Below are 18,520 nucleotides of genomic sequence, written 5' to 3' on the forward strand. Positions count from 1 at the left end.
CCAGGATTTCAGGTTTTTACGGCGCAATCAAGGAAAGTGCTTCACGTGAATCACAAGAGGCTTTCGAGCTCCGGCAGCTTGTCGTTGACGAGCCAGCCATAATAATTTTCTTCCGGCCACTGTGCCTGGCCGCTCTGGATCCTGGCTGCGAGCGCTGCGGCCCGGCTGTCGGGATTGCCAACGTTGTAGAGCGTCGCGGTCACCCCGGGATTGGTCGAGATATCGACGCCGGCGATCGACTTGTAGGCGTCGATCGAATGACGGATCGAGGCCGCCATATAGGCAAGCGAGACATCCGGATCCATGATCGCCTCATAGACGCCGGCGGCATTGTTTTCGTCGAGACGATCATAACCCGAGGTCTTTGCGACGATATCGGTCAGCATCAGCGCCGTCAGCGGGTTGATCTGGCCGAGGCCGAAGGTCTGCCCGGCAAAGAACGGCTGGAAGAACACGGCGCTGAAGCGGTTGTTGGGGAAGGACTTGCCGCCGACCGACTTGCCGCGGAAGTCGTTGTCCCAGACGCGTTCGCGGCAGCTCCAGAGCGCATAGGCGCCTCTCTTGGCGCCGCACTCGGAAAATTGCGGCCGAGCCACGAATTCGGCGACGGTCTCGCCATCGTATCCGAACTGGAAGCTGTTGCCGGCATAGGCGGCCGCCTTGACGTAGTAGGATTGCAGCCGGTCATAGGCGTCGACATTGTAGGTGTGCTCGCCGACGATGGCGCCGACCATGTGGATCGGCGCGATGCCATAGGCGCCCGACACGGACTTGATCTTGCTGATCAGCTGCTTGTCGGTCGCCAAGAGATCGCGAACCTTCTCGAACTTGGCGTCAAACGAGGTGCGGCCAGCCTTGGTGCGGCGCACGGAAGCGCCGGGGATTGCCGGCTGCTCGACGTTGCGGTTGCCCGGCGGGACGTCGGTCGCGGCGAATGTCTGGCTTGCGGTCAGGCAAAACGTGGCGATAGCGAGCATGCAGGCGGTAAAACGCACGATCTCTTCTTCCTGTGACTGGTGGAGGCTGCCTCGGTCGGCGGGGCGCTCCTACGCCAAGATCATGTCGGAAACATGCCCGGACCACGATCGTATCCGCGTCCGTGTTAGAAAAATTAAGGCCGCCTGTCGAGAGACAGGCGGCCTCAAGTATTCAGGGTTGCGACCGCTTGCGCGTACGCTTCGACCGAAATGTCACAGGATGTAGCGCGACAGATCGGTGTTGGCGGCGAGATCGCCGACATGCTTGCGGACATATTCGGCATCGATCGTCACTTCGTGGCCGGCACGGTCGGGTGCGTTGAACGATATCTCGTCCAGCACGCGCTCCATCACCGTCTGCAGCCGACGGGCGCCGATGTTTTCGACGGTCGCGTTCAAATGCACCGCGACATCGGCGAGCGCATCGATCGCGTCGTCGGTGAAGTCGAGCTTGACCTCTTCGGTATCCAGGAGCGCCTTGTACTGGCGGATGAGGCTGGCCTCGGTTTCCGTCAGGATGCGGCGGAAGTCTTCCTTGGTCAGTGCCCGAAGCTCGACGCGGATCGGCAGGCGACCCTGCAATTCCGGCAGGAGATCCGAGGGCTTGGCCACATGGAAGGCGCCGGAGGCGATGAACAGGATATGGTCGGTCTTGACCGGCCCGTACTTGGTGGCAACCGTCGTGCCTTCGACGAGTGGCAAGAGGTCGCGCTGCACGCCTTCGCGCGACACGCCCGCCCCCATGCCGCCCTCTCGCGAGGCGATCTTGTCGATCTCGTCGAGGAAGACGATGCCGTCGTCCTCGACTGCCTTCACCGCCTCGCGCTGGATCTGCTCGTTGTCGAGCAGCTTGTCGGACTCGTCGTTGATCAGGAGATCGTAGGAGGCCTTGACCGTCGTCTTGACCTTCTTGGTGCGGCCGCCCATGGCCTTGCCGAACATTTCCGAGAGGTTCAGGACGCCGATATTGGCGCCCGGCATGCCCGGGATTTCGAAACCGCCCGGCGCACCGGTCTCGGCGAGGTCGACTTCGATCTCCTTGTCGTCGAGTTCATTGGCGCGCAGCTTCTTGCGGAAGCTGTCGCGTGTCGCCGGCGAGGCCGTGGCGCCGACCAGCGCGTCGAGCACGCGCTCCTCGGCGTTCTGGTGGGCCTTGGCCTTGACCTCGACGCGGCGCTTTTCGCGCACGAGACCGATCCCGACCTCGACGAGGTCACGGATGATCTGCTCGACATCGCGGCCGACATAGCCGACCTCGGTGAACTTGGTCGCCTCGACCTTGACGAAGGGCGCGCCGGCGAGCTTGGCAAGGCGCCTGGAAATCTCGGTCTTGCCGACGCCGGTCGGTCCGATCATCAGAATGTTCTTCGGCATCACCTCGTCGCGCAGCTCGTCGCCAAGCTGCTGGCGGCGCCAGCGGTTGCGCAGCGCAATCGCCACGGCGCGCTTGGCGTCCTTCTGGCCGATGATGAAACGGTCGAGTTCCGACACGATTTCCCTTGGTGAAAACGTACTCATGTAGTCCTCTCAAACTCGGTCCGCGTCAGCTCCATCAGGAGCGTGCGGCCGGATGCATCAATCCATTCTGCATAGGGCACGAAGCCAGCCTTGGAGTAGGCACTGACCGCGCGCCGGTTGCCGGCGTCAGGGTCGATCACGATCCGCGGCGCGCCGGCGGCAAACAGCCGTTCGGCGAAAGCCCGGAGCGCCAGTGGGGCGACGCCCCTGCCCGTCAGTTCCGCCGGGCCGACGAAGATGTCGATACCGGGCACATCGGCCGGCAGATCCTTCACCCAGGACTCCTCGTCCGGATATTGATGGGGCTTCCAGGACTGGATGTAGCCCGCCGGTTCGCCGGCCACGTGGAAGATGAAGCCTTCCACCTCTCCAGACGCGCAGCCTTCGCGGATCAGTTCCACTTCCTTGTCCGGATCGCCCCACCATTGCCGCACATGCGGTTCGCTCAGCCAGGCATGCAGCATCGAGAGGTGGCCATCGGCCACCGGAACGAAACTGACATGCGGCCGGTCATTCGGCATCCAGCGTCTCCACCACGATATTGTGGTTTGTGTAGACGCAGATGTCACCGGCTATCTGCAGCGCCCGGCGGGCGATGTCTTCGGCCGACTTGTCGCTGTCCATGAGCGCGCGGGCCGCGGCAAAAGCGTAGTTGCCGCCCGATCCGATGGCGATCGTGCCATGCTCAGGCTCCAGCACGTCGCCATTGCCGGTGATGGCAAGGGTGATCGACTTGTCGGCGACCAGCATCATAGCCTCGAGATTGCGCAGATACTTGTTGGTGCGCCAGTCCTTGGCGAGCTCGACGGCCGCGCGCATCAACTGATCGGGATATTGCTCAAGCTTGGCTTCGAGCCTTTCAAGCAGCGTGAAGGCATCGGCCGTCGCACCGGCAAAGCCGGCGATGACGTCACCCTTGGCAAGGCGCCGCACCTTGCGCGCGTTGCTCTTCATCACGGTCTGGCCGAGGCTCACCTGGCCATCGCCGGCCATCACCACCTTGCCATCCTTGCGTACCGTGATGATGGTCGTCGCATGCATCGTTCCGTAGGGATTGTGTTCACTCATGAAGGTACCTGTCGGCCCCCAATACGCGGGGCGTTGCGGCTCGGATCCGAGCCTGGTTGCTTGAGGCCTATGTAAGTACGGCAGACAGGTTTGCAAATGGCAACAGCCCATGGGCGCAATCTTCGCTCTGTTCCCGGCGTCCGCTGATTCGAATCGAACACTCAAGTTCTGGATATTTCAGCTTTTGCCTGATAAGGAGCGGCCCAGATCGCAAGCTGGAGCGGGATTAAGGGTTCCGCACCGGCGCATACAGGAGAGCCCGATGGCAGAAGCCACGTCCAGCCGCACTGCAGAGGTTTCGCGCAAGACCAACGAAACCGCAGTGTCCGTATCGGTCAATATCGACGGCACCGGCGTTTCGAAGATTTCGACCGGCGTCGGTTTCTTCGACCATATGCTGGACCAGCTCGCCCGCCATTCCCTCATCGACATGGAGATCAAGACGGACGGCGACCTGCATGTCGACGACCACCATACGGTCGAGGACACCGGCATTGCCATCGGCCAGGCCATTGCCAAGGCGCTCGGCGACCGGCGCGGCATCACCCGCTATGCCTCGCTGGACCTTGCGATGGACGAAACGATGACCCGCGCGGCGGTGGACGTTTCCGGCCGGCCGTTCCTCGTCTGGAACGTGACGTTTACCTCGCCGAAGATCGGCACCTTCGACACGGAACTCGTGCGCGAATTCTTCCAGGCGCTTGCCCAGCATGCCGGGATCACGCTGCATATCCAGAACATCTACGGCGCCAACAACCATCATATCGCCGAGACCTGCTTCAAGTCCGTCGCCCGCGTGCTCCGCACGGCAACCGAAATCGACCCGCGCCAGGCCGGCCGCGTTCCCTCGACCAAGGGGACCCTTGCCTAAAGCGGCCAGTCACTGGCTGAACCCATGGCTTCTTACATGATCCTCACCCCGCCGGGTGCACGCGCCGACGACGAGCGCGCGCGTTTTGTCGCCGACGGCTTCTCCTGGTGGGCTTTCCTTTTCCCGGCGCTCTGGCTTTTCGCCAAACGCCAATGGGTCATCGGAATCGCAGTTGCTGTTCTGCAGATCTCGTTAATCTTCCTGTCAAACCACGAGAGCGGATTCCTGCCATCGCTCTTGGCGCAGCTCGCGCTACGGCTCGTGGTCGCGCTCGAAGGCCCGGTTCTGGTTGCGCGCAGCCTGGCGGCCCGCGACTGGACGCTGCGTTCGATCGTTCCGGCATCGAACCTGGAGGCCGCTGAAGAGATCTACTTCACCAGCGTGGCGCCGGCCGAGAGAACCTCGGCCCCATCCTCCCCGGCCGACTGGACCGTGCGCAAAGCCTCAACCGGCGGCCCCGGCCTCGGCCTTTTTGATTCCTACGGAGAACGCTGATGCGCGTCGCCATCATCGACTACGGCTCGGGCAACCTGCGCTCGGCCACCAAGGCCTTTGAACGGGCCGCCCGCGAAGCCGGCATTGCAGCCGAGATCGACCTCACCGACAAGCCGGAGCGGGTGGCAAGCGCCGACCGCATCGTGCTGCCGGGCGTCGGCGCCTATGCCGATTGCCGCCGCGGCCTTGCGGCCGTCGATGGCATGGAGCAGGCACTCACAGAAGTCGTGGAACAGGCCGGGCGGCCGTTCCTCGGCATCTGCGTCGGCATGCAGCTGATGTCGTCGCGGGGGCTCGAAAAGACCATTACCCATGGTTTCGGCTGGATCCCCGGCGATGTCGTCGAGATGACGCCCACTGATCCCACGCTGAAGATCCCGCAGATCGGCTGGAACACGCTGACGCTCAAGCGCGCGCATCCGTTGTTTGACGGCATCCAGGTTGGCGAAGGCGGTCTGCATGCCTATTTCGTGCACTCGTACCACCTGGCGGCCGAGAATGCCGACGACGTGGTCGCCGAGGCTGACTACGGTGGCCCGGTCACCGCTTTCGTCGCCAACGGCAACAAGGCCGGCTCGCAGTTCCACCCGGAAAAGAGCCAGGCGCTCGGCCTCGCCCTCATCTCGAATTTCCTGCGCTGGAAGCCCTGAGCTTTCGCACGACTGATTGGACAGACCCATGATACTCTTTCCCGCGATCGACCTGAAAGACGGGCAATGCGTGCGCCTGAAGCTCGGCGACATGGACCAGGCCACGGTTTACAACCCGGACCCGGCAGCCCAGGCCCGTGCGTTCGAGGAGCAGGGCTTCGAATGGCTGCACGTTGTCGACTTGAACGGCGCCTTTGCCGGTGAGACGGTCAACGGTGCCGCCGTCGACGCCATCCTCAAGGCAACCAAAAACCCGGTGCAGCTCGGCGGTGGCATTCGCACGCTCGACCATATCGAGAACTGGCTGTCGCGCGGGCTTGCGCGCGTCATTCTCGGCACCGTCGCCGTGCGCGATCCGGCGCTCGTCATCGAAGCCTGCGCCAAGTTCCCGGGCAAGGTCGCCGTCGGCATCGATGCCAAGGGCGGCAAGGTCGCCGTCGAAGGCTGGGCCGAGGCTTCCGAACTCGGCGTGATCGAGCTTGCGAAGAAGTTCGAAGGCGCCGGCGTCTCGGCGATCATCTATACCGACATCGACCGCGACGGCATCCTGACCGGCATCAACTGGGCCTCGACGCTGGAACTCGCGGATGCGGTTTCGATTCCGGTCATCGCATCGGGCGGCCTCGCCTCGATGGACGACATCCGCCGGATGGTCGCACCGGAGGCAACGAAACTCGAAGGCGCCATCTCCGGCCGCGCGCTCTATGACGGCCGCATCGACCCGCAGGAGGCGCTGGACCTGATCCGCGCCGCGAGAAAGGCTTGAAATCATGTCTCTCAAAGCCCGTGTCATTCCCTGCCTCGACGTCAAGGACGGCCGTGTGGTCAAGGGCGTCAACTTCGTCGACCTGATCGACGCCGGCGACCCGGTGGAAGCGGCGCGCGCCTATGACGCCGCCGGCGCCGACGAGCTCTGCTTCCTCGACATCACTGCCTCCTCGGACAATCGCGAGACGATCTTCGACGTCATCGCGCGCACCGCCGAACAGTGCTTCATGCCGCTGACAGTGGGCGGCGGCGTGCGCCAGGTCTCGGATATCCGCAAGCTGCTCTTGGCCGGCGCCGACAAGGTGTCGATCAACACGGCCGCGGTGAAGAACCCGGAATTCGTCGCCGAAGCCGCCGACAAGTTCGGCAACCAGTGCATCGTCGTCGCCATCGACGCCAAGAAGGTGTCGAAGGACGGCGAAGCCGACCGCTGGGAAATCTTCACCCATGGCGGACGCCAGACGACCGGCATCGATGCGGTCGACTTCGCCCGCCGGGTCGTCGACCTTGGCGCCGGCGAGATCCTTCTGACCTCGATGGACCGCGACGGTACCAAGAGCGGCTACGACATCGCGCTCACCCGCGCGGTCGCCGATGCGGTTCGCGCCCCGGTGATTGCGTCCGGCGGCGTCGGCACGCTCGACCACATGGTCGCCGGTATCAAGGACGGTCACGCGACCGCCGTGCTTGCCGCCTCCATCTTCCACTTCGGCACCTATAGCATTGGCGAAACCAAGCGCTTTATGGCCGAGCATGGCATCGCCATGCGCCTCGATTAAGGCTCCAGGATCTCCCATGGCTGACTTCACACTTTCCGACCTCGAAGCCATCGTCGCGACACGCGCGCAAGCGGCACCGGAGGAATCCTGGACGGCAAAGCTGGTGGCGGCCGGCCAGCCGAAAGCGGCAAAAAAACTCGGCGAGGAAGCGGTCGAGACCGTGATTGCGGCCATCAGCAACGACCGCGCGAATCTCGTCGCCGAAAGCGCCGATCTCATCTATCATCTGATGGTCGTATTGAAGATCGCCGACGTTCCGTTGCAGGATGTGCTCAACGAACTTCAGCGGCGGACCAACCAATCCGGCCTGCAGGAAAAGGCAAATCGGCAGACCCCATGACGATAGCGGCGAAAGACATCGAAGCAGCCGACCTGCCCGACCACCCCGAAAAGCGGGACTATTCGCCCTATCATTTCTTCACCGCCGAGGAATGGTCTCGCTTTCGTGCCGATACGCCGATGACGCTGACGGCCGATGAGGTGCAGCGGCTGCGCTCGCTGAACGACCCGGTCGATCTTCGCGAAGTCCGGCAGATCTACCTGTCGCTGTCGCGCCTTCTCTCCACCCATGTGGAATCGTCGCAGATGCTGTTCGAGCAGCGCAAGCGCTTCCTCAGCATGTCGGAGACGAAGACACCCTTCGTCATCGGCATTGCCGGGTCGGTCGCCGTCGGCAAGTCGACCACGGCGCGTATCCTGGCGCAGCTCCTGTCGCGCTGGCCGTCGAGCCCGAAGGTCGATCTGGTGACGACGGACGGCTTTCTCTATCCGAACGCCGTGCTCCAGCGCGAAAATATGATGGACCGCAAAGGCTTCCCGGAAAGCTACGACGTCGGCGCGCTGCTGCGCTTCCTGTCGGCGATCAAGGCCGGCCAGCCGAACGTCAGGGCGCCGAGCTATTCGCACCTCACCTATGACGTGCTGCCGGACCAGTTCACCGTCATCGACCGACCGGACATCCTGATCTTCGAAGGCATCAACGTGCTGCAGTCGCGCAACCTGCCCGCGGATGGCAAGATCGTGCCTATGGTGTCGGATTTCTTCGACTTCTCGATCTATATCGATGCCGAGGAAAGCCTGATCCACAGCTGGTACGTCAACCGCTTCATGCGGCTGCGCGAAACCGCCTTCAAGAACCCGGAATCCTACTTCCATCGCTACGCCACGATCAGCGAGGACGCCGCCCGCGCTATTGCCGAGGGCCTGTGGCACAACATCAACCTCAAGAACCTGCACCAGAACATCCTGCCGACGCGCCCGCGCGCCGACCTGATCCTGCAGAAGGGTCCGAACCACCTGACGGAAAAGGTGGCGCTCCGGAAACTCTGAGTTTTCAGCGCAGAGGAATCTCAGGAAACGTGTGAGGCGGTTTTCCGCCCGAGGTTGCGCCGTTTCAAATAGTTGATCAAGGATTGACGCGGCGCAGCGTCAGGTTGAGCCGACCGCCGTTCTTGAGCAGCGTCGAGGTGTCCGGATAGATCCGGTCGACGCCATGGAAGGCGAGCCGCCCTTCCCCGCCCAGCACCACGACATCACCGCTTTCCAGCCGGAAGGACATGGTCTGTCCGCCGCGCGTGTTGCCGCCGACACGAAACAGGCAGCTGTCACCGAGCGAAATCGACACGACAGCCGTTTCGAGATCACGCTCGTCGCGGTCCTGGTGGAGGCCCATGCGCGCCTCCTCGGAATAGAAGTTTACCAGGCATGCTTCCGGCATCTTGCTGCTGGCGGAAACCGCGCTCCAGATGTCGAGAAGCACCTCCGGCATCGGCGGCCAGGACCGGCCGGTCACCGGATGCTGAGCCTGGTAACGATAGCCGCGCTCGCGATCCGTGACCCAGCCGAGCGAGCCGCAATTGGTCATGCGGACCGACATGGGTTTTCCGGTCTTCGGCATCTCCGGCACGAAGAGCGGCGCCTCGGCAACGACTGACCGAATCGCCTCGACCAGTTGCTCCTGCCGGGTGCGATCGAGATAGCCCGGGATATGCCTGACCCCTTTCGGGAGCACCTGCATCGAAAAAGCCCCTATTGTTCCAGGCCGAGAAGTGCTGTCGGCACCATAACGAAGCGGCCAATCGGCATAAGCGACATCCGTCGGCCCGACAACGTGATCGCCCAGGTTCCTGCGGCCATTCTGAAAACGCGTCAGAGCGGGATGAGGAAAAAGTGTGCGCGGTTTTCCGCCCGCATCCCGCTCTAGCTTACAAGGATGGATCACGATGAATTGGGTCGGATCGACCCAATTCATCGTGATCAAGTGCGAATACCGTCAGGCCATCCATCATATCCGCTTCGTCGCGCAACTCGGTCGTTTCGGCTCGACCTGCATGAAGGCCCAGTTGGGAGCGACACGCATGGTCGTGACGACGAATTCGACGGGCCCGCGCATCTCCGCTTCGACCACCGGACGGATCGCGTCGAGGATGGCGGCGCGCTCGACGCTGCCCCTGGCGGGTTCACGGAAAGGCTCAGCCAGCGAAGCGCCGGCAAGCCAGAGGCTCGCCAGCGCGGCAATCGCAAGAGGACGCCTGAAGGACACGCTCAGGCCGCATCGAGATCCGGAATGCGCAGGACCTGGCCGGGATAGATCTTGTCCGGATGGGTCAGCATCGGCTTGTTGGCCTCGAAAATCAGCGTGTGCTTCGCGCCCTTGCCCTTGCCGTATTGCGCTTCGGCGATCTTCCAGAGGTTGTCGCCCTTCTTGACGGTGTAGAAGACCGGCGCCTTGGCGGGCGCCGGTGCGGCACCGGCATCGGCGACCTTGAGCTCCGAGGCCTCGACGGCGGACACGCCGAGCGTGTTGCCGACGGCGACGACGGCCTTTTCGAAGACGCTCTGGTCCTTCACGACACCCTTCAGCACGACCTTGTCACCGGCCACTTCGACCTGCACATCCTTGGTGCCGAGATCGTGGGATGCAAGTTCCTTCTGAACGCTTTCGGCATCCGGCGCATCGTCATCGCCGCCGATGCCGAGCTTCTTGCCGGCGTTCTTGATAAAGCTGAAAAGACCCATGAATATCTCCTTTTGCGAAAACACTGCTCGATAAGAGAGGGCGCTGCCGGCCAAAAGGCAAGGGAGCGGCAAAAAGAATCAATCGCCTGCAGGGCGCCCCCTGAGCTTCTTGATTTCGCCCCGCCCTGACTTTTCCTTGAGGCGACGCTCGACCGAACCGCGGGTCGGCTTCGTCTTCTTGCGCGGTGGTGGGGGCGGTTCGGCGGCTTTGAGAATGAGCTCCTTCAACCGCTCGCGTGCGTCCTCGCGATTGCGCTCCTGGCTGCGAAAGCGGCTGGCCTCGATCATCAGCACGCCCTCTTTCGAGGCGCGCTTGCCGGCGATCTTCAGCGCATTGGCCTTGATGCGATCCGAGAGCGCCGGGGAGGCCTGGACGTTGAAGAACAGTTGGACCGCGGTCGAGACCTTGTTGACGTTCTGTCCGCCCGGCCCGCCGGCCAGCACGAATTGCTCCGTCAGCTCCCAGCCGGCAATCACGATGTTGTCGTTTATATAGAGCGGGTCGCTCGCCATGGTTCACCTCGCCCCGATCTATGGCACAGAGCGAACCTCTTGAAAACATTCGCCATGAAAACGGAAAACCCGGCCACGAGGACCGGGTTTCACGTGAATCATAGCCGACGATGCTTATTCGGCGGCGATCTTGGTGCCCGGAGCGGCGTCGCGAACACTGCCATCCACATGGCTCTCGAACTTGGCGAAGTTCGTGATGAACATGTCGACGAGGCGGCGGGCCTGTGCGTCATAGGCTGTGCCATCGGCCCAGGTCGAGCGCGGGTCGAGGATGCCGTCGTCGACACCGGGGACCGAGACCGGAACGGCAAAGCCGAAGTTGGCGTCGGTGCGCAGTTCAGCAGCATTCAGCGAGCCGTCGAGGGCGGCGGCGAGCAGAGCACGCGTGACCTTGATCGGCATGCGGCTGCCGGTGCCGTAGGCGCCGCCGGTCCAGCCGGTGTTGACCAGCCAGCAGGTGACGCCGTTCTTGGCGATCAGGTCCTTCAGGAGGTTGCCGTATTCCGACGGATGACGCGGCATGAACGGTGCGCCGAAGCAGGTCGAGAAGGTCGCTTCCGGCTCGGTGACGCCCTTTTCCGTGCCGGCAACCTTGGCGGTGTAGCCGGAGAGGAAGTGGTACATCGCCTGTTCCGGCGTCAGCTTGGCGATCGGCGGCATCACGCCGAAGGCATCGGCGGTCAGCATGATGATGGTGCGCGGCTGCGGTGCGGTGCCGGTGGCGCTGGCGTTCGGGATGAAGTCGAGCGGGTAGGCGCAACGGGTGTTTTCCGTCAGCGAACCGTCGTCGAAATCAGGAACGCGGCGCTCGTCGAGCACGACGTTTTCCATGACGGTGCCAAAGCGGCGGGTCGTGGCGTAGATTTCCGGCTCTGCGGCTTCCGACAGGCGGATCGCCTTGGCGTAGCAGCCGCCTTCGAAGTTGAAGACGCCCTGTTCGCCCCAGCCGTGCTCGTCGTCGCCGATCAGCGTGCGGGTCGGATCGGCCGAAAGCGTCGTCTTGCCGGTGCCGGAGAGGCCGAAGAATATCGCGGTGTCGCCTTCAGGGCCGACATTCGCCGAGCAGTGCATCGGCATGACGCCCTTCTTCGGCAGCAGGTAATTGAGGACGGTGAAGACCGACTTCTTCATCTCGCCGGCATAGGAGGTGCCGCCGATGAGGATGAGGCCATTGGTGAAATCACAGGCGATGACCGTCTCGGTGCGGCAGCCGTAGCGCTCCGGATCGGCCTTGAAGCTCGGCAGGTCGATGATCGTCAGCTTCGGCAGGAACGCGGCAAGCGCTTCGCGGGCCGGACGGATCAGGAGATTGCGGATGAACAGCGAATGCCAGGCATATTCGGTGACGACGCGGGTCGGGAGAGCGTTGTCGGCATCGGCGCCGCCGACGAGATCCTGAACGTAGAGCGACATACCCTTGGCATGCTCAAGCATGTCCTTGCGCAGCAGGGCGAAATGCTCCGGCGACATCGGCTTGTTGTTGTCCCACCAGATCTGATCGTCGGTGTTTCCATCGCGAACGACGAACTTGTCCTTCGGCGACCGGCCGGTGTGCTGGCCGGTGCGGGCAACGAGCGCGCCATGCGCCGTCAGCTCAGCCTCGCCGCGGCGAAGAGCCTCCTCATAAAGCTCTGCGGCTTCGAGGTTGTACCGGACCGTCTCGAGGTCGGTAAAGCCGAGTTTTTCCAAGCCGTTCGCGAGATTGCGAGTGCCGAGTTGCTCCATGGTCAAGCTTCCTTCGTGTTTGGCCATTGGCGTTGAATTTCGCCGGACCTTACTTGCATGCTCGCTCAAAAACAAGACGGCGTCAAAAAAAGAATAATGATTTCAGTATATTAATCGATTTAAAGAAATTTATCGTTTTTTTAATCGGTTGAAATCGGCCTGGCGAACACCGATCTGAGACGCGCTGTCCTATCGTCACGAAAGACGCTTTTTGGTCTTCGCCACAATTTGTTCCACCTTTATACTCACTAACGCAGCCGTGACTCGCGAATGCCGGAGTTTTCGGGGACGGACCGGCACCTCAAAAGACGGAGTTGAACACGATGCAGACCATCGCCCTTGTCGATGATGACCGGAATATTCTGACGTCCGTATCCATTGCCCTGGAGGCGGAGGGCTACAAGGTCGAGACCTATACCGATGGCGCTTCCGCGCTCGAAGGCCTGCTTGCGCGGCCGCCGCAGCTTGCGATCTTCGACATCAAGATGCCGCGCATGGACGGCATGGAACTGCTGCGTCGCCTGCGGCAGAAGTCCGATCTGCCGGTGATCTTCCTCACCTCCAAGGATGAAGAGATCGACGAACTCTTCGGCCTGAAGATGGGCGCCGACGACTTCATCACCAAGCCGTTTTCGCAGCGCCTGCTGGTGGAACGCGTCAAGGCGATCCTGCGCCGCGCCGCAAACCGCGAGGCCGCAGCCGCCAACACCACAAACACCGCGAAGGCTTCCGACGCGCCGTCGCGCTCGCTCGAGCGTGGCCAATTGGTCATGGACCAGGAGCGTCACACCTGCACCTGGAAGAGCGAGCCGGTGACCCTGACGGTGACGGAATTCCTGATCCTTCATTCGCTGGCGCAGCGCCCGGGCGTGGTGAAAAGCCGCGACGCGCTGATGGACGCGGCCTATGATGAGCAGGTCTATGTCGACGACCGCACCATCGACAGCCACATCAAGCGGCTGCGCAAGAAGTTCAAGATGGTCGACAACGACTTCGACATGATCGAGACGCTTTACGGTGTCGGTTATCGTTTCCGGGAGTCCGCCTGAACCGCGGGGCTTGCCATCGCGGCCAGAGTGGCGCATTTGAAGCGGCGCGATGGTGATGGCCTCGTCCGAGGCTCGACACGATCTCCGCCGTCTTCGGATCAAACCATGGAAGGCGGCGCCACCGGCCGGCAGCGCCGCCGCCATCGAACAAGTGTGAAGGACAGTCCGCGCGGGAGCGGGACATTTGGTAGAAGTCTTGCAGGGCGACATCGAGGATACTGACGGGCGTGCCCAGGCACAGAAGGGCGAGCGCCGCTGGGCGCATCCCTTCACGCTGATCCGCCGTCTCTTCGGCAATGCCGTCTTTTCGAGCCTCACCCGCCGCATTGTCTTCTTCAACCTGGTGGCGCTCGTCGTTCTGGTCGGCGGCATCATGTACCTCAACCAGTTCCGCGAGGGACTGATCGATGCGCGCGTCGAAAGCCTTTTGACCCAGGGCGAGATCATTGCCGGCGCGATCTCGGCGTCGGCCTCGGTCGATACCAACTCGATCACCATCGATCCCGAAAAGCTGCTGGAACTGCAGGCCGGCCAAAGCATCACGCCGCTGCCGAGCGACGAGGATCTCGATTTTCCGATCATCCAGGAGCGCGTAGCCCCTGTTCTCAGGCGCCTGATCTCGCCGACGCGCACCCGTGCCCGCCTGTTCGACGCGGATGCCGACCTGCTGCTTGATTCGCGCCATCTTTATAGCGGCGGCCAGGTGCTGCGCTTCGATCTGCCACCGATCGAGCCGGAATCGTCGGGTATCGGCGAAAGGCTCAACAGCTGGCTGAACAAGCTGCTGCAGCCCGGCAACCTGCCGCTCTACAAGGAGCCGCCTGGTGGCAACGGCGCGATCTATCCCGAAGTCACCAATGCGCTGACCGGCGTGCGCGGCTATGTCGAGCGCGTCACCGAGAAGGGCGAACTCATCGTTTCGGTGGCCGTGCCCGTCCAGCGCTTCCGCGCCGTGCTCGGCGTGCTCCTGCTTTCGACGCAGGCCGGCGACATCGACAAGATCGTCCAGGCCGAGCGCCTCGCCATTATCCGCGTCTTCGGCGTCGCGGCCCTCGTCAACATCATCCTGTCGCTGCTTCTGTCGTCGACGATCGCCAATCCGCTGCGGCGTCTGGCGGCGGCGGCCGTGCGGGTGCGCCGCGGCGGCGCCAAGGAACGCGAGGAAATTCCCGATTTCTCCTCGCGCCAGGACGAGATCGGCAATCTCTCGGTCGCGCTGCGCGAGATGACGACTGCGCTCTACGACCGGATCGCCGCGATCGAGAACTTTGCCGCGGACGTCAGCCACGAGCTGAAAAACCCCCTCACCTCGCTACGCAGCGCCGTCGAGACGCTGCCGCTGGCGCGGACCGACGAATCGAAAAAGCGGCTGATGGACGTCATCCAGCATGACGTCCGCCGCCTCGATCGCCTGATCAGCGACATCTCGGACGCCTCGCGGCTCGACGCCGAGCTTGCCCGCAGCGACGCCAAGATCATCGATCTCGAAAAGCTGCTCGGCGATCTCGTCGACATTTCGCGCCAGGTCCGCAGCAAGAAAAAGTCGGTGCTGCTCGATTTCGTCATCGACCGCAAGGACAGTCCCAAGGCACGCTTCGCGGTCAACGGCTATGAACTGCGCATCGGCCAGATCATCACCAACCTGATCGAAAACGCCCGGTCCTTCGTTCCCGAGGACGGCGGGCGGATCGTCGTTCGCCTGACGCGCTCGCGCTCGCGCTGCCTTGTCTATGTCGAGGACAACGGTCCCGGCATTCAGGCCGAAGACATCGACCGGATCTTCGAGCGCTTCTATACCGACCGTCCGGAAGGCGAGGATTTCGGCCAGAACTCCGGTCTCGGCCTGTCGATCTCCAGGCAGATCGCCGAAGCGCACGGCGGCACGCTCAAGGCCGAGAACATCGCCGCAGCGGATGGCCGCATCACCGGCGCCCGCTTCATCCTGTCCCTTCCCGCCGAGCCGCACGCGTGACAGCGGCCCGCGCCAATGTCCACGGCACCGCAATCGTGCTCGGGACGCGCGGTTTCCTGATCACCGGCCCGTCCGGCACCGGCAAATCCAGGCTGGCGCTTGCATGCATCACGGCCGCCCGGCAGGCCGGGCACTTCGCGGCCCTCGTCGCCGACGACCGGGTGGACCTCTCGCTCGAGCACGACCGGATCGTGGCGCGTTGCCCGCCATCCATTCACGGTCTCATCGAAATCCGCGGGGCCGGCATCGGCACGATCGAAACCGTTCCCGCTGCGGTGATGGACTGGGCCCTGCTGCCGGTGCGCGCCCCCTTCGACCCACGGCTACCGCCGGAAGACGAGACATTGCCGCTACCACTCGGGCGAGCATTGCCGATTGTTCGCGTTCCCGTTGAGGAGGGCGCGCAGATTCTCGATATTTTGCAGGCGCTCATCGCCGAAAAAATAGGTTTCTAGCCCGCTTTACCGTCAGCGCGACCGGATTTTCGGCATTTTTGGCTTGCACTTCGCCTTTTCCTTGCCAAGATGCCCTCCCCAACAGGTGGACGAAATTGCTGCATTGCGATATCTGGCCATCAGTGAATTGCGTGTGCAGTTGGAGCGAAGATACCCATGATCGGACTTGTGCTTGTCACCCATGGCAAGCTGGCTGAGGAATTTCGACATGCGCTCGAGCATGTTGTCGGTCCGCAAAAAGCTATAGAGACCGTCTGCATCGGCCCCGAGGACGACATGGATCAGCGTCGGCAGGATATCCTCGACGCGGTCACCAATGTCGACGAAGGCAACGGCGTCATCATCCTGACCGACATGTTCGGCGGGACGCCCTCCAACCTCGCCATCTCGGTGATGCGCAGCGGCACCGTCGAAGTGATCGCCGGCGTCAACCTGCCGATGCTGATCAAGCTTGCCGGCGTGCGCGGCGAGAGCGACATGGACAAGGCACTGGTCGAGGCCTCGGAGGCCGGGCGAAAGTACATCAACGTCGCCAGCCGCGTCCTGAGTGGAAAATAATGGACCATCGCCCCGACATGTCGCTGACGCGCGAACTGCTGATCATCAACAAGCGTGGCCTGCATGCGCGGGCGTCTGCGAAGTTCGTGCAGACGGTCGAGGCATACGACGCCGAGATCACCGTCTCCAAGGACGGCATGACCGTTGGCGGGACCTCGATCATGGGGCTGATGATGCTGGCCGCCAGCACCGGCTGCAGCGTTTGCGTGACCGCCAGCGGCGCGCAGGCCGAAGAGGCGCTGAATGCGCTCGACGCGCTGGTCGCCGACAAGTTCGGCGAAGAAATCTGACGGCAATATAAAGATATAAAGACTTCTTTATATCGAGGTTGCTCTCCACCCTGAATCCTGATAGATCGGTCGCACTCTCACCGCGTCCTATAGGCGTGGGAGGCATAATCGCGCCGCGAAGATGGCCAAGGCCGCGCGGCTTGAAGAGATCAGCCCGGAGAACTCCATGACCACCACTCAGGACTATATCGTCGCCGACATCGGACTTGCCGATTTCGGACGCAAGGAAATTGCGATCGCCGAAACGGAAATGCCGGGCCTGATGGCCTGCCGCGAAGAGTTCGGCGCTTCGAAGCCGCTGAAGGGCGCGCGCATCACCGGCTCGCTGCACATGACCATCCAGACCGCCGTCCTCATCGAGACGCTGGTTGCACTCGGCGCCGACGTGCGCTGGGCATCCTGCAACATCTTCTCGACCCAGGACCACGCGGCTTCCGCGATCGCCGCCAGCGGCGTTCCGGTCTTCGCCGTCAAGGGTGAAACGCTCGAAGAGTACTGGACCTACACGGACAAGATCTTCCAGTGGGCCGACGGCGGCGTCTCGAACATGATCCTCGACGATGGCGGCGACGCCACCATGTACATCCTGCTCGGCGCCCGCGCTGAAGCCGGCGAGAACGTGCTTTCGAACCCGGGTTCGGAAGAAGAAGAGATCCTCTTTGCACAGATCAAGAAGCGCCTTGCCGCTTCGCCGGGCTTCTTCACCAAGCAGCGCGACGCGATCAAGGGCGTGACCGAAGAAACCACGACCGGCGTCAACCGCCTGTACCAGCTCCAGGCCAAGGGCCTGCTGCCGTTCCCGGCGATCAACGTCAACGACTCGGTCACCAAGTCGAAGTTCGACAACAAGTACGGCTGCAAGGAATCGCTGGTCGACGGCATCCGTCGCGGCACCGACGTGATGATGGCCGGCAAGGTCGCCGTCGTCTGCGGTTACGGCGACGTCGGCAAGGGCTCGGCTGCCTCGCTCTCGGGCGCCGGCGCCCGCGTCAAGGTCACCGAAGTCGACCCGATCTGCGCACTGCAGGCTGCCATGGACGGCTTCGAAGTCGTTCAGCTCGAAGACGTCGTCTCGTCGGCCGACATCTTCATCACGACGACCGGCAACAAGGACGTCATCCGCATGGACCACATGCGCGAGATGAAGGACATGGCGATCGTCGGCAACATCGGCCACTTCGACAACGAGATCCAGGTCTCGGCGCTGCGTAACCTGAAGTGGACGAACATCAAGCCGCAGGTCGACATGATCGAGTTCCCGAAGGGCAACCGCATGATCCTGCTCTCGGAAGGTCGTCTGCTCAACCTCGGCAACGCCACCGGCCACCCGTCCTTCGTGATGTCGGCCTCGTTCTCCAACCAGGTGCTGGCGCAGATCGAGCTCTTCACCAAGGGTGAGAACTACAAGAACGAAGTCTACGTCCTGCCGAAGGCACTCGACGAGAAGGTCGCTCGCCTGCACCTGAAGAAGCTCGGCGCCAAGCTCTCCGAGCTTTCCGAAGAGCAGGCCGACTACATCGGCGTGAAGACCCAGGGTCCGTTCAAGGCCGAGCACTACCGGTACTAATCCTTACCCGGGCAATCCACAACATCTTGTGGCCGCGTTCTTGACAAGAGAGCGCGGCCGCTTTTTTGGGCCTCTCCCTTCCCGACGATTCGACTAGGAAGTATGCTCTAACCCATTGATTCGTGATGCCGGTGCGGACCTTGGGCATCGCGGATGGGATGTCTTGTCGAATAAGCGGCAAACAGACGGAGACAGACCGGGGATGCAAACGGAACTGACGCGGACCCTTGAACAGGGCCCCGGTGGA

The 18,520-nt window shown here is 62.7% G+C and carries 22 protein-coding genes; 13 read left to right on the top strand and 9 right to left on the bottom strand.

What is annotated here, in order from left to right:
- Positions 1-50: 50 nt before the first annotated feature.
- From C1A35_RS30015 to hslV, 4 genes are all read right to left on the bottom strand, one after another.
- Positions 51-995, bottom strand: coding sequence for a DUF1402 family protein (locus C1A35_RS30015; RefSeq protein ID WP_104667901.1), 945 nt, complete (start codon positions 993-995; stop codon positions 51-53).
- A gap of 195 nt (positions 996-1,190) precedes the next feature.
- A complete protein-coding gene (hslU, locus tag C1A35_RS30020) occupies positions 1,191-2,495 on the bottom strand; it encodes an ATP-dependent protease ATPase subunit HslU (protein WP_104667902.1) in 1,305 nt (434 codons plus the stop codon).
- Positions 2,492-3,016, bottom strand: coding sequence for a GNAT family N-acetyltransferase (locus tag C1A35_RS30025; protein ID WP_104667903.1), 525 nt, complete (start codon positions 3,014-3,016; stop codon positions 2,492-2,494). The genes hslU and C1A35_RS30025 overlap by 4 nt, the downstream gene beginning before the upstream one ends.
- On the bottom strand, positions 3,006-3,563 hold the full coding sequence (gene hslV / locus C1A35_RS30030) for an ATP-dependent protease subunit HslV (RefSeq protein WP_057252069.1): 558 nt from the start codon (positions 3,561-3,563) through the stop codon (positions 3,006-3,008). Before hslV ends, C1A35_RS30025 begins: the two co-directional genes overlap by 11 nt.
- Positions 3,564-3,825: 262 nt before the next feature.
- Here hslV and hisB point away from each other — a divergent pair, with 262 nt between their 5' ends.
- From hisB to coaA, 7 genes are read left to right on the top strand one after another with little or no spacing between them, the layout of a single operon-like run.
- Positions 3,826-4,434, top strand: a complete 609-nt coding sequence (gene hisB / locus C1A35_RS30035; RefSeq protein ID WP_104667904.1) for an imidazoleglycerol-phosphate dehydratase HisB — start codon at positions 3,826-3,828, stop codon at positions 4,432-4,434.
- Between the two features lie 24 nt (positions 4,435-4,458).
- Positions 4,459-4,929 (top strand): DUF2628 domain-containing protein, encoded by a 471-nt coding sequence (locus C1A35_RS30040; protein WP_104667905.1) that lies wholly within the window; start codon positions 4,459-4,461, stop codon positions 4,927-4,929.
- Positions 4,929-5,579 (top strand): imidazole glycerol phosphate synthase subunit HisH, encoded by a 651-nt coding sequence (hisH, locus tag C1A35_RS30045; RefSeq protein ID WP_104667906.1) that lies wholly within the window; start codon positions 4,929-4,931, stop codon positions 5,577-5,579. Before C1A35_RS30040 ends, hisH begins: the two co-directional genes overlap by 1 nt.
- A 28-nt stretch (positions 5,580-5,607) precedes the next feature.
- Positions 5,608-6,345: a 1-(5-phosphoribosyl)-5-[(5-phosphoribosylamino)methylideneamino]imidazole-4-carboxamide isomerase gene (hisA, locus tag C1A35_RS30050; protein ID WP_104667907.1), complete on the top strand. Its 738-nt coding sequence runs from the start codon at positions 5,608-5,610 to the stop codon at positions 6,343-6,345.
- Positions 6,346-6,349: 4 nt separating this feature from the next.
- Entirely contained in the window at positions 6,350-7,126 is a 777-nt protein-coding gene (hisF, locus tag C1A35_RS30055; protein ID WP_104667908.1) for an imidazole glycerol phosphate synthase subunit HisF, read from the top strand.
- A 16-nt stretch (positions 7,127-7,142) separates the two neighbouring features.
- On the top strand, positions 7,143-7,466 hold the full coding sequence (locus tag C1A35_RS30060) for a phosphoribosyl-ATP diphosphatase (protein ID WP_104667909.1): 324 nt from the start codon (positions 7,143-7,145) through the stop codon (positions 7,464-7,466).
- Positions 7,463-8,455 carry a type I pantothenate kinase gene (coaA, locus tag C1A35_RS30065; protein ID WP_104667910.1) on the top strand — a complete coding sequence of 331 codons (993 nt, stop codon included), beginning with the start codon at positions 7,463-7,465 and terminating at the stop codon, positions 8,453-8,455. The genes C1A35_RS30060 and coaA overlap by 4 nt, the downstream gene beginning before the upstream one ends.
- 76 nt (positions 8,456-8,531) lie before the next feature.
- On the opposite strand, the gene C1A35_RS30070 is transcribed toward coaA, so the two are convergent.
- The 5 genes from C1A35_RS30070 to C1A35_RS30090 form a co-directional block, all read right to left on the bottom strand.
- On the bottom strand, positions 8,532-9,143 hold the full coding sequence (locus C1A35_RS30070) for an alpha-ketoglutarate-dependent dioxygenase AlkB family protein (protein WP_104667911.1): 612 nt from the start codon (positions 9,141-9,143) through the stop codon (positions 8,532-8,534).
- Between the two features lie 267 nt (positions 9,144-9,410).
- Positions 9,411-9,668 carry a hypothetical protein gene (locus C1A35_RS30075; RefSeq protein WP_199773070.1) on the bottom strand — a complete coding sequence of 86 codons (258 nt, stop codon included), beginning with the start codon at positions 9,666-9,668 and terminating at the stop codon, positions 9,411-9,413.
- A 2-nt stretch (positions 9,669-9,670) separates the two neighbouring features.
- Positions 9,671-10,144, bottom strand: coding sequence for a peptidoglycan-binding protein LysM (lysM, locus tag C1A35_RS30080; protein WP_104667912.1), 474 nt, complete (start codon positions 10,142-10,144; stop codon positions 9,671-9,673).
- Between the two features lie 78 nt (positions 10,145-10,222).
- Positions 10,223-10,657: an alternative ribosome rescue aminoacyl-tRNA hydrolase ArfB gene (gene arfB, locus C1A35_RS30085; RefSeq protein WP_104667913.1), complete on the bottom strand. Its 435-nt coding sequence runs from the start codon at positions 10,655-10,657 to the stop codon at positions 10,223-10,225.
- 114 nt (positions 10,658-10,771) lie between these two features.
- Complete coding sequence (locus C1A35_RS30090) at positions 10,772-12,382, bottom strand: phosphoenolpyruvate carboxykinase (protein ID WP_104667914.1); 1,611 nt, start codon at positions 12,380-12,382, stop codon at positions 10,772-10,774.
- Positions 12,383-12,705: 323 nt separating this feature from the next.
- Here C1A35_RS30090 and chvI point away from each other — a divergent pair, with 323 nt between their 5' ends.
- The 6 genes from chvI (at position 12,706) to ahcY (ending at position 18,273) form a co-directional block, all read left to right on the top strand.
- Positions 12,706-13,431 carry a two-component system response regulator ChvI gene (chvI, locus tag C1A35_RS30095; RefSeq protein ID WP_104667915.1) on the top strand — a complete coding sequence of 242 codons (726 nt, stop codon included), beginning with the start codon at positions 12,706-12,708 and terminating at the stop codon, positions 13,429-13,431.
- A gap of 184 nt (positions 13,432-13,615) precedes the next feature.
- Positions 13,616-15,403, top strand: a complete 1,788-nt coding sequence (locus tag C1A35_RS30100) for a sensor histidine kinase (protein WP_104667916.1) — start codon at positions 13,616-13,618, stop codon at positions 15,401-15,403.
- Positions 15,400-15,858, top strand: coding sequence for an HPr kinase/phosphorylase (locus C1A35_RS30105; protein WP_104667917.1), 459 nt, complete (start codon positions 15,400-15,402; stop codon positions 15,856-15,858). The genes C1A35_RS30100 and C1A35_RS30105 overlap by 4 nt, the downstream gene beginning before the upstream one ends.
- Positions 15,859-16,014: 156 nt before the next feature.
- Positions 16,015-16,416: a PTS sugar transporter subunit IIA gene (locus tag C1A35_RS30110; RefSeq protein WP_034801684.1), complete on the top strand. Its 402-nt coding sequence runs from the start codon at positions 16,015-16,017 to the stop codon at positions 16,414-16,416.
- The gene (locus C1A35_RS30115; RefSeq protein WP_043624332.1) at positions 16,416-16,706 is read left to right on the top strand and encodes an HPr family phosphocarrier protein; all 291 of its coding nucleotides are present in this window, start codon (positions 16,416-16,418) and stop codon (positions 16,704-16,706) included. Before C1A35_RS30110 ends, C1A35_RS30115 begins: the two co-directional genes overlap by 1 nt.
- Before the next feature lie 166 nt (positions 16,707-16,872).
- Positions 16,873-18,273: an adenosylhomocysteinase gene (gene ahcY, locus C1A35_RS30120; protein WP_104667978.1), complete on the top strand. Its 1,401-nt coding sequence runs from the start codon at positions 16,873-16,875 to the stop codon at positions 18,271-18,273.
- Positions 18,274-18,520 lie beyond the last annotated feature (247 nt).

The organism is Ensifer adhaerens (assembly GCF_002940685.1).
Classification (GTDB): Bacteria; Pseudomonadota; Alphaproteobacteria; order Rhizobiales; family Rhizobiaceae; genus Ensifer; species Ensifer adhaerens_E.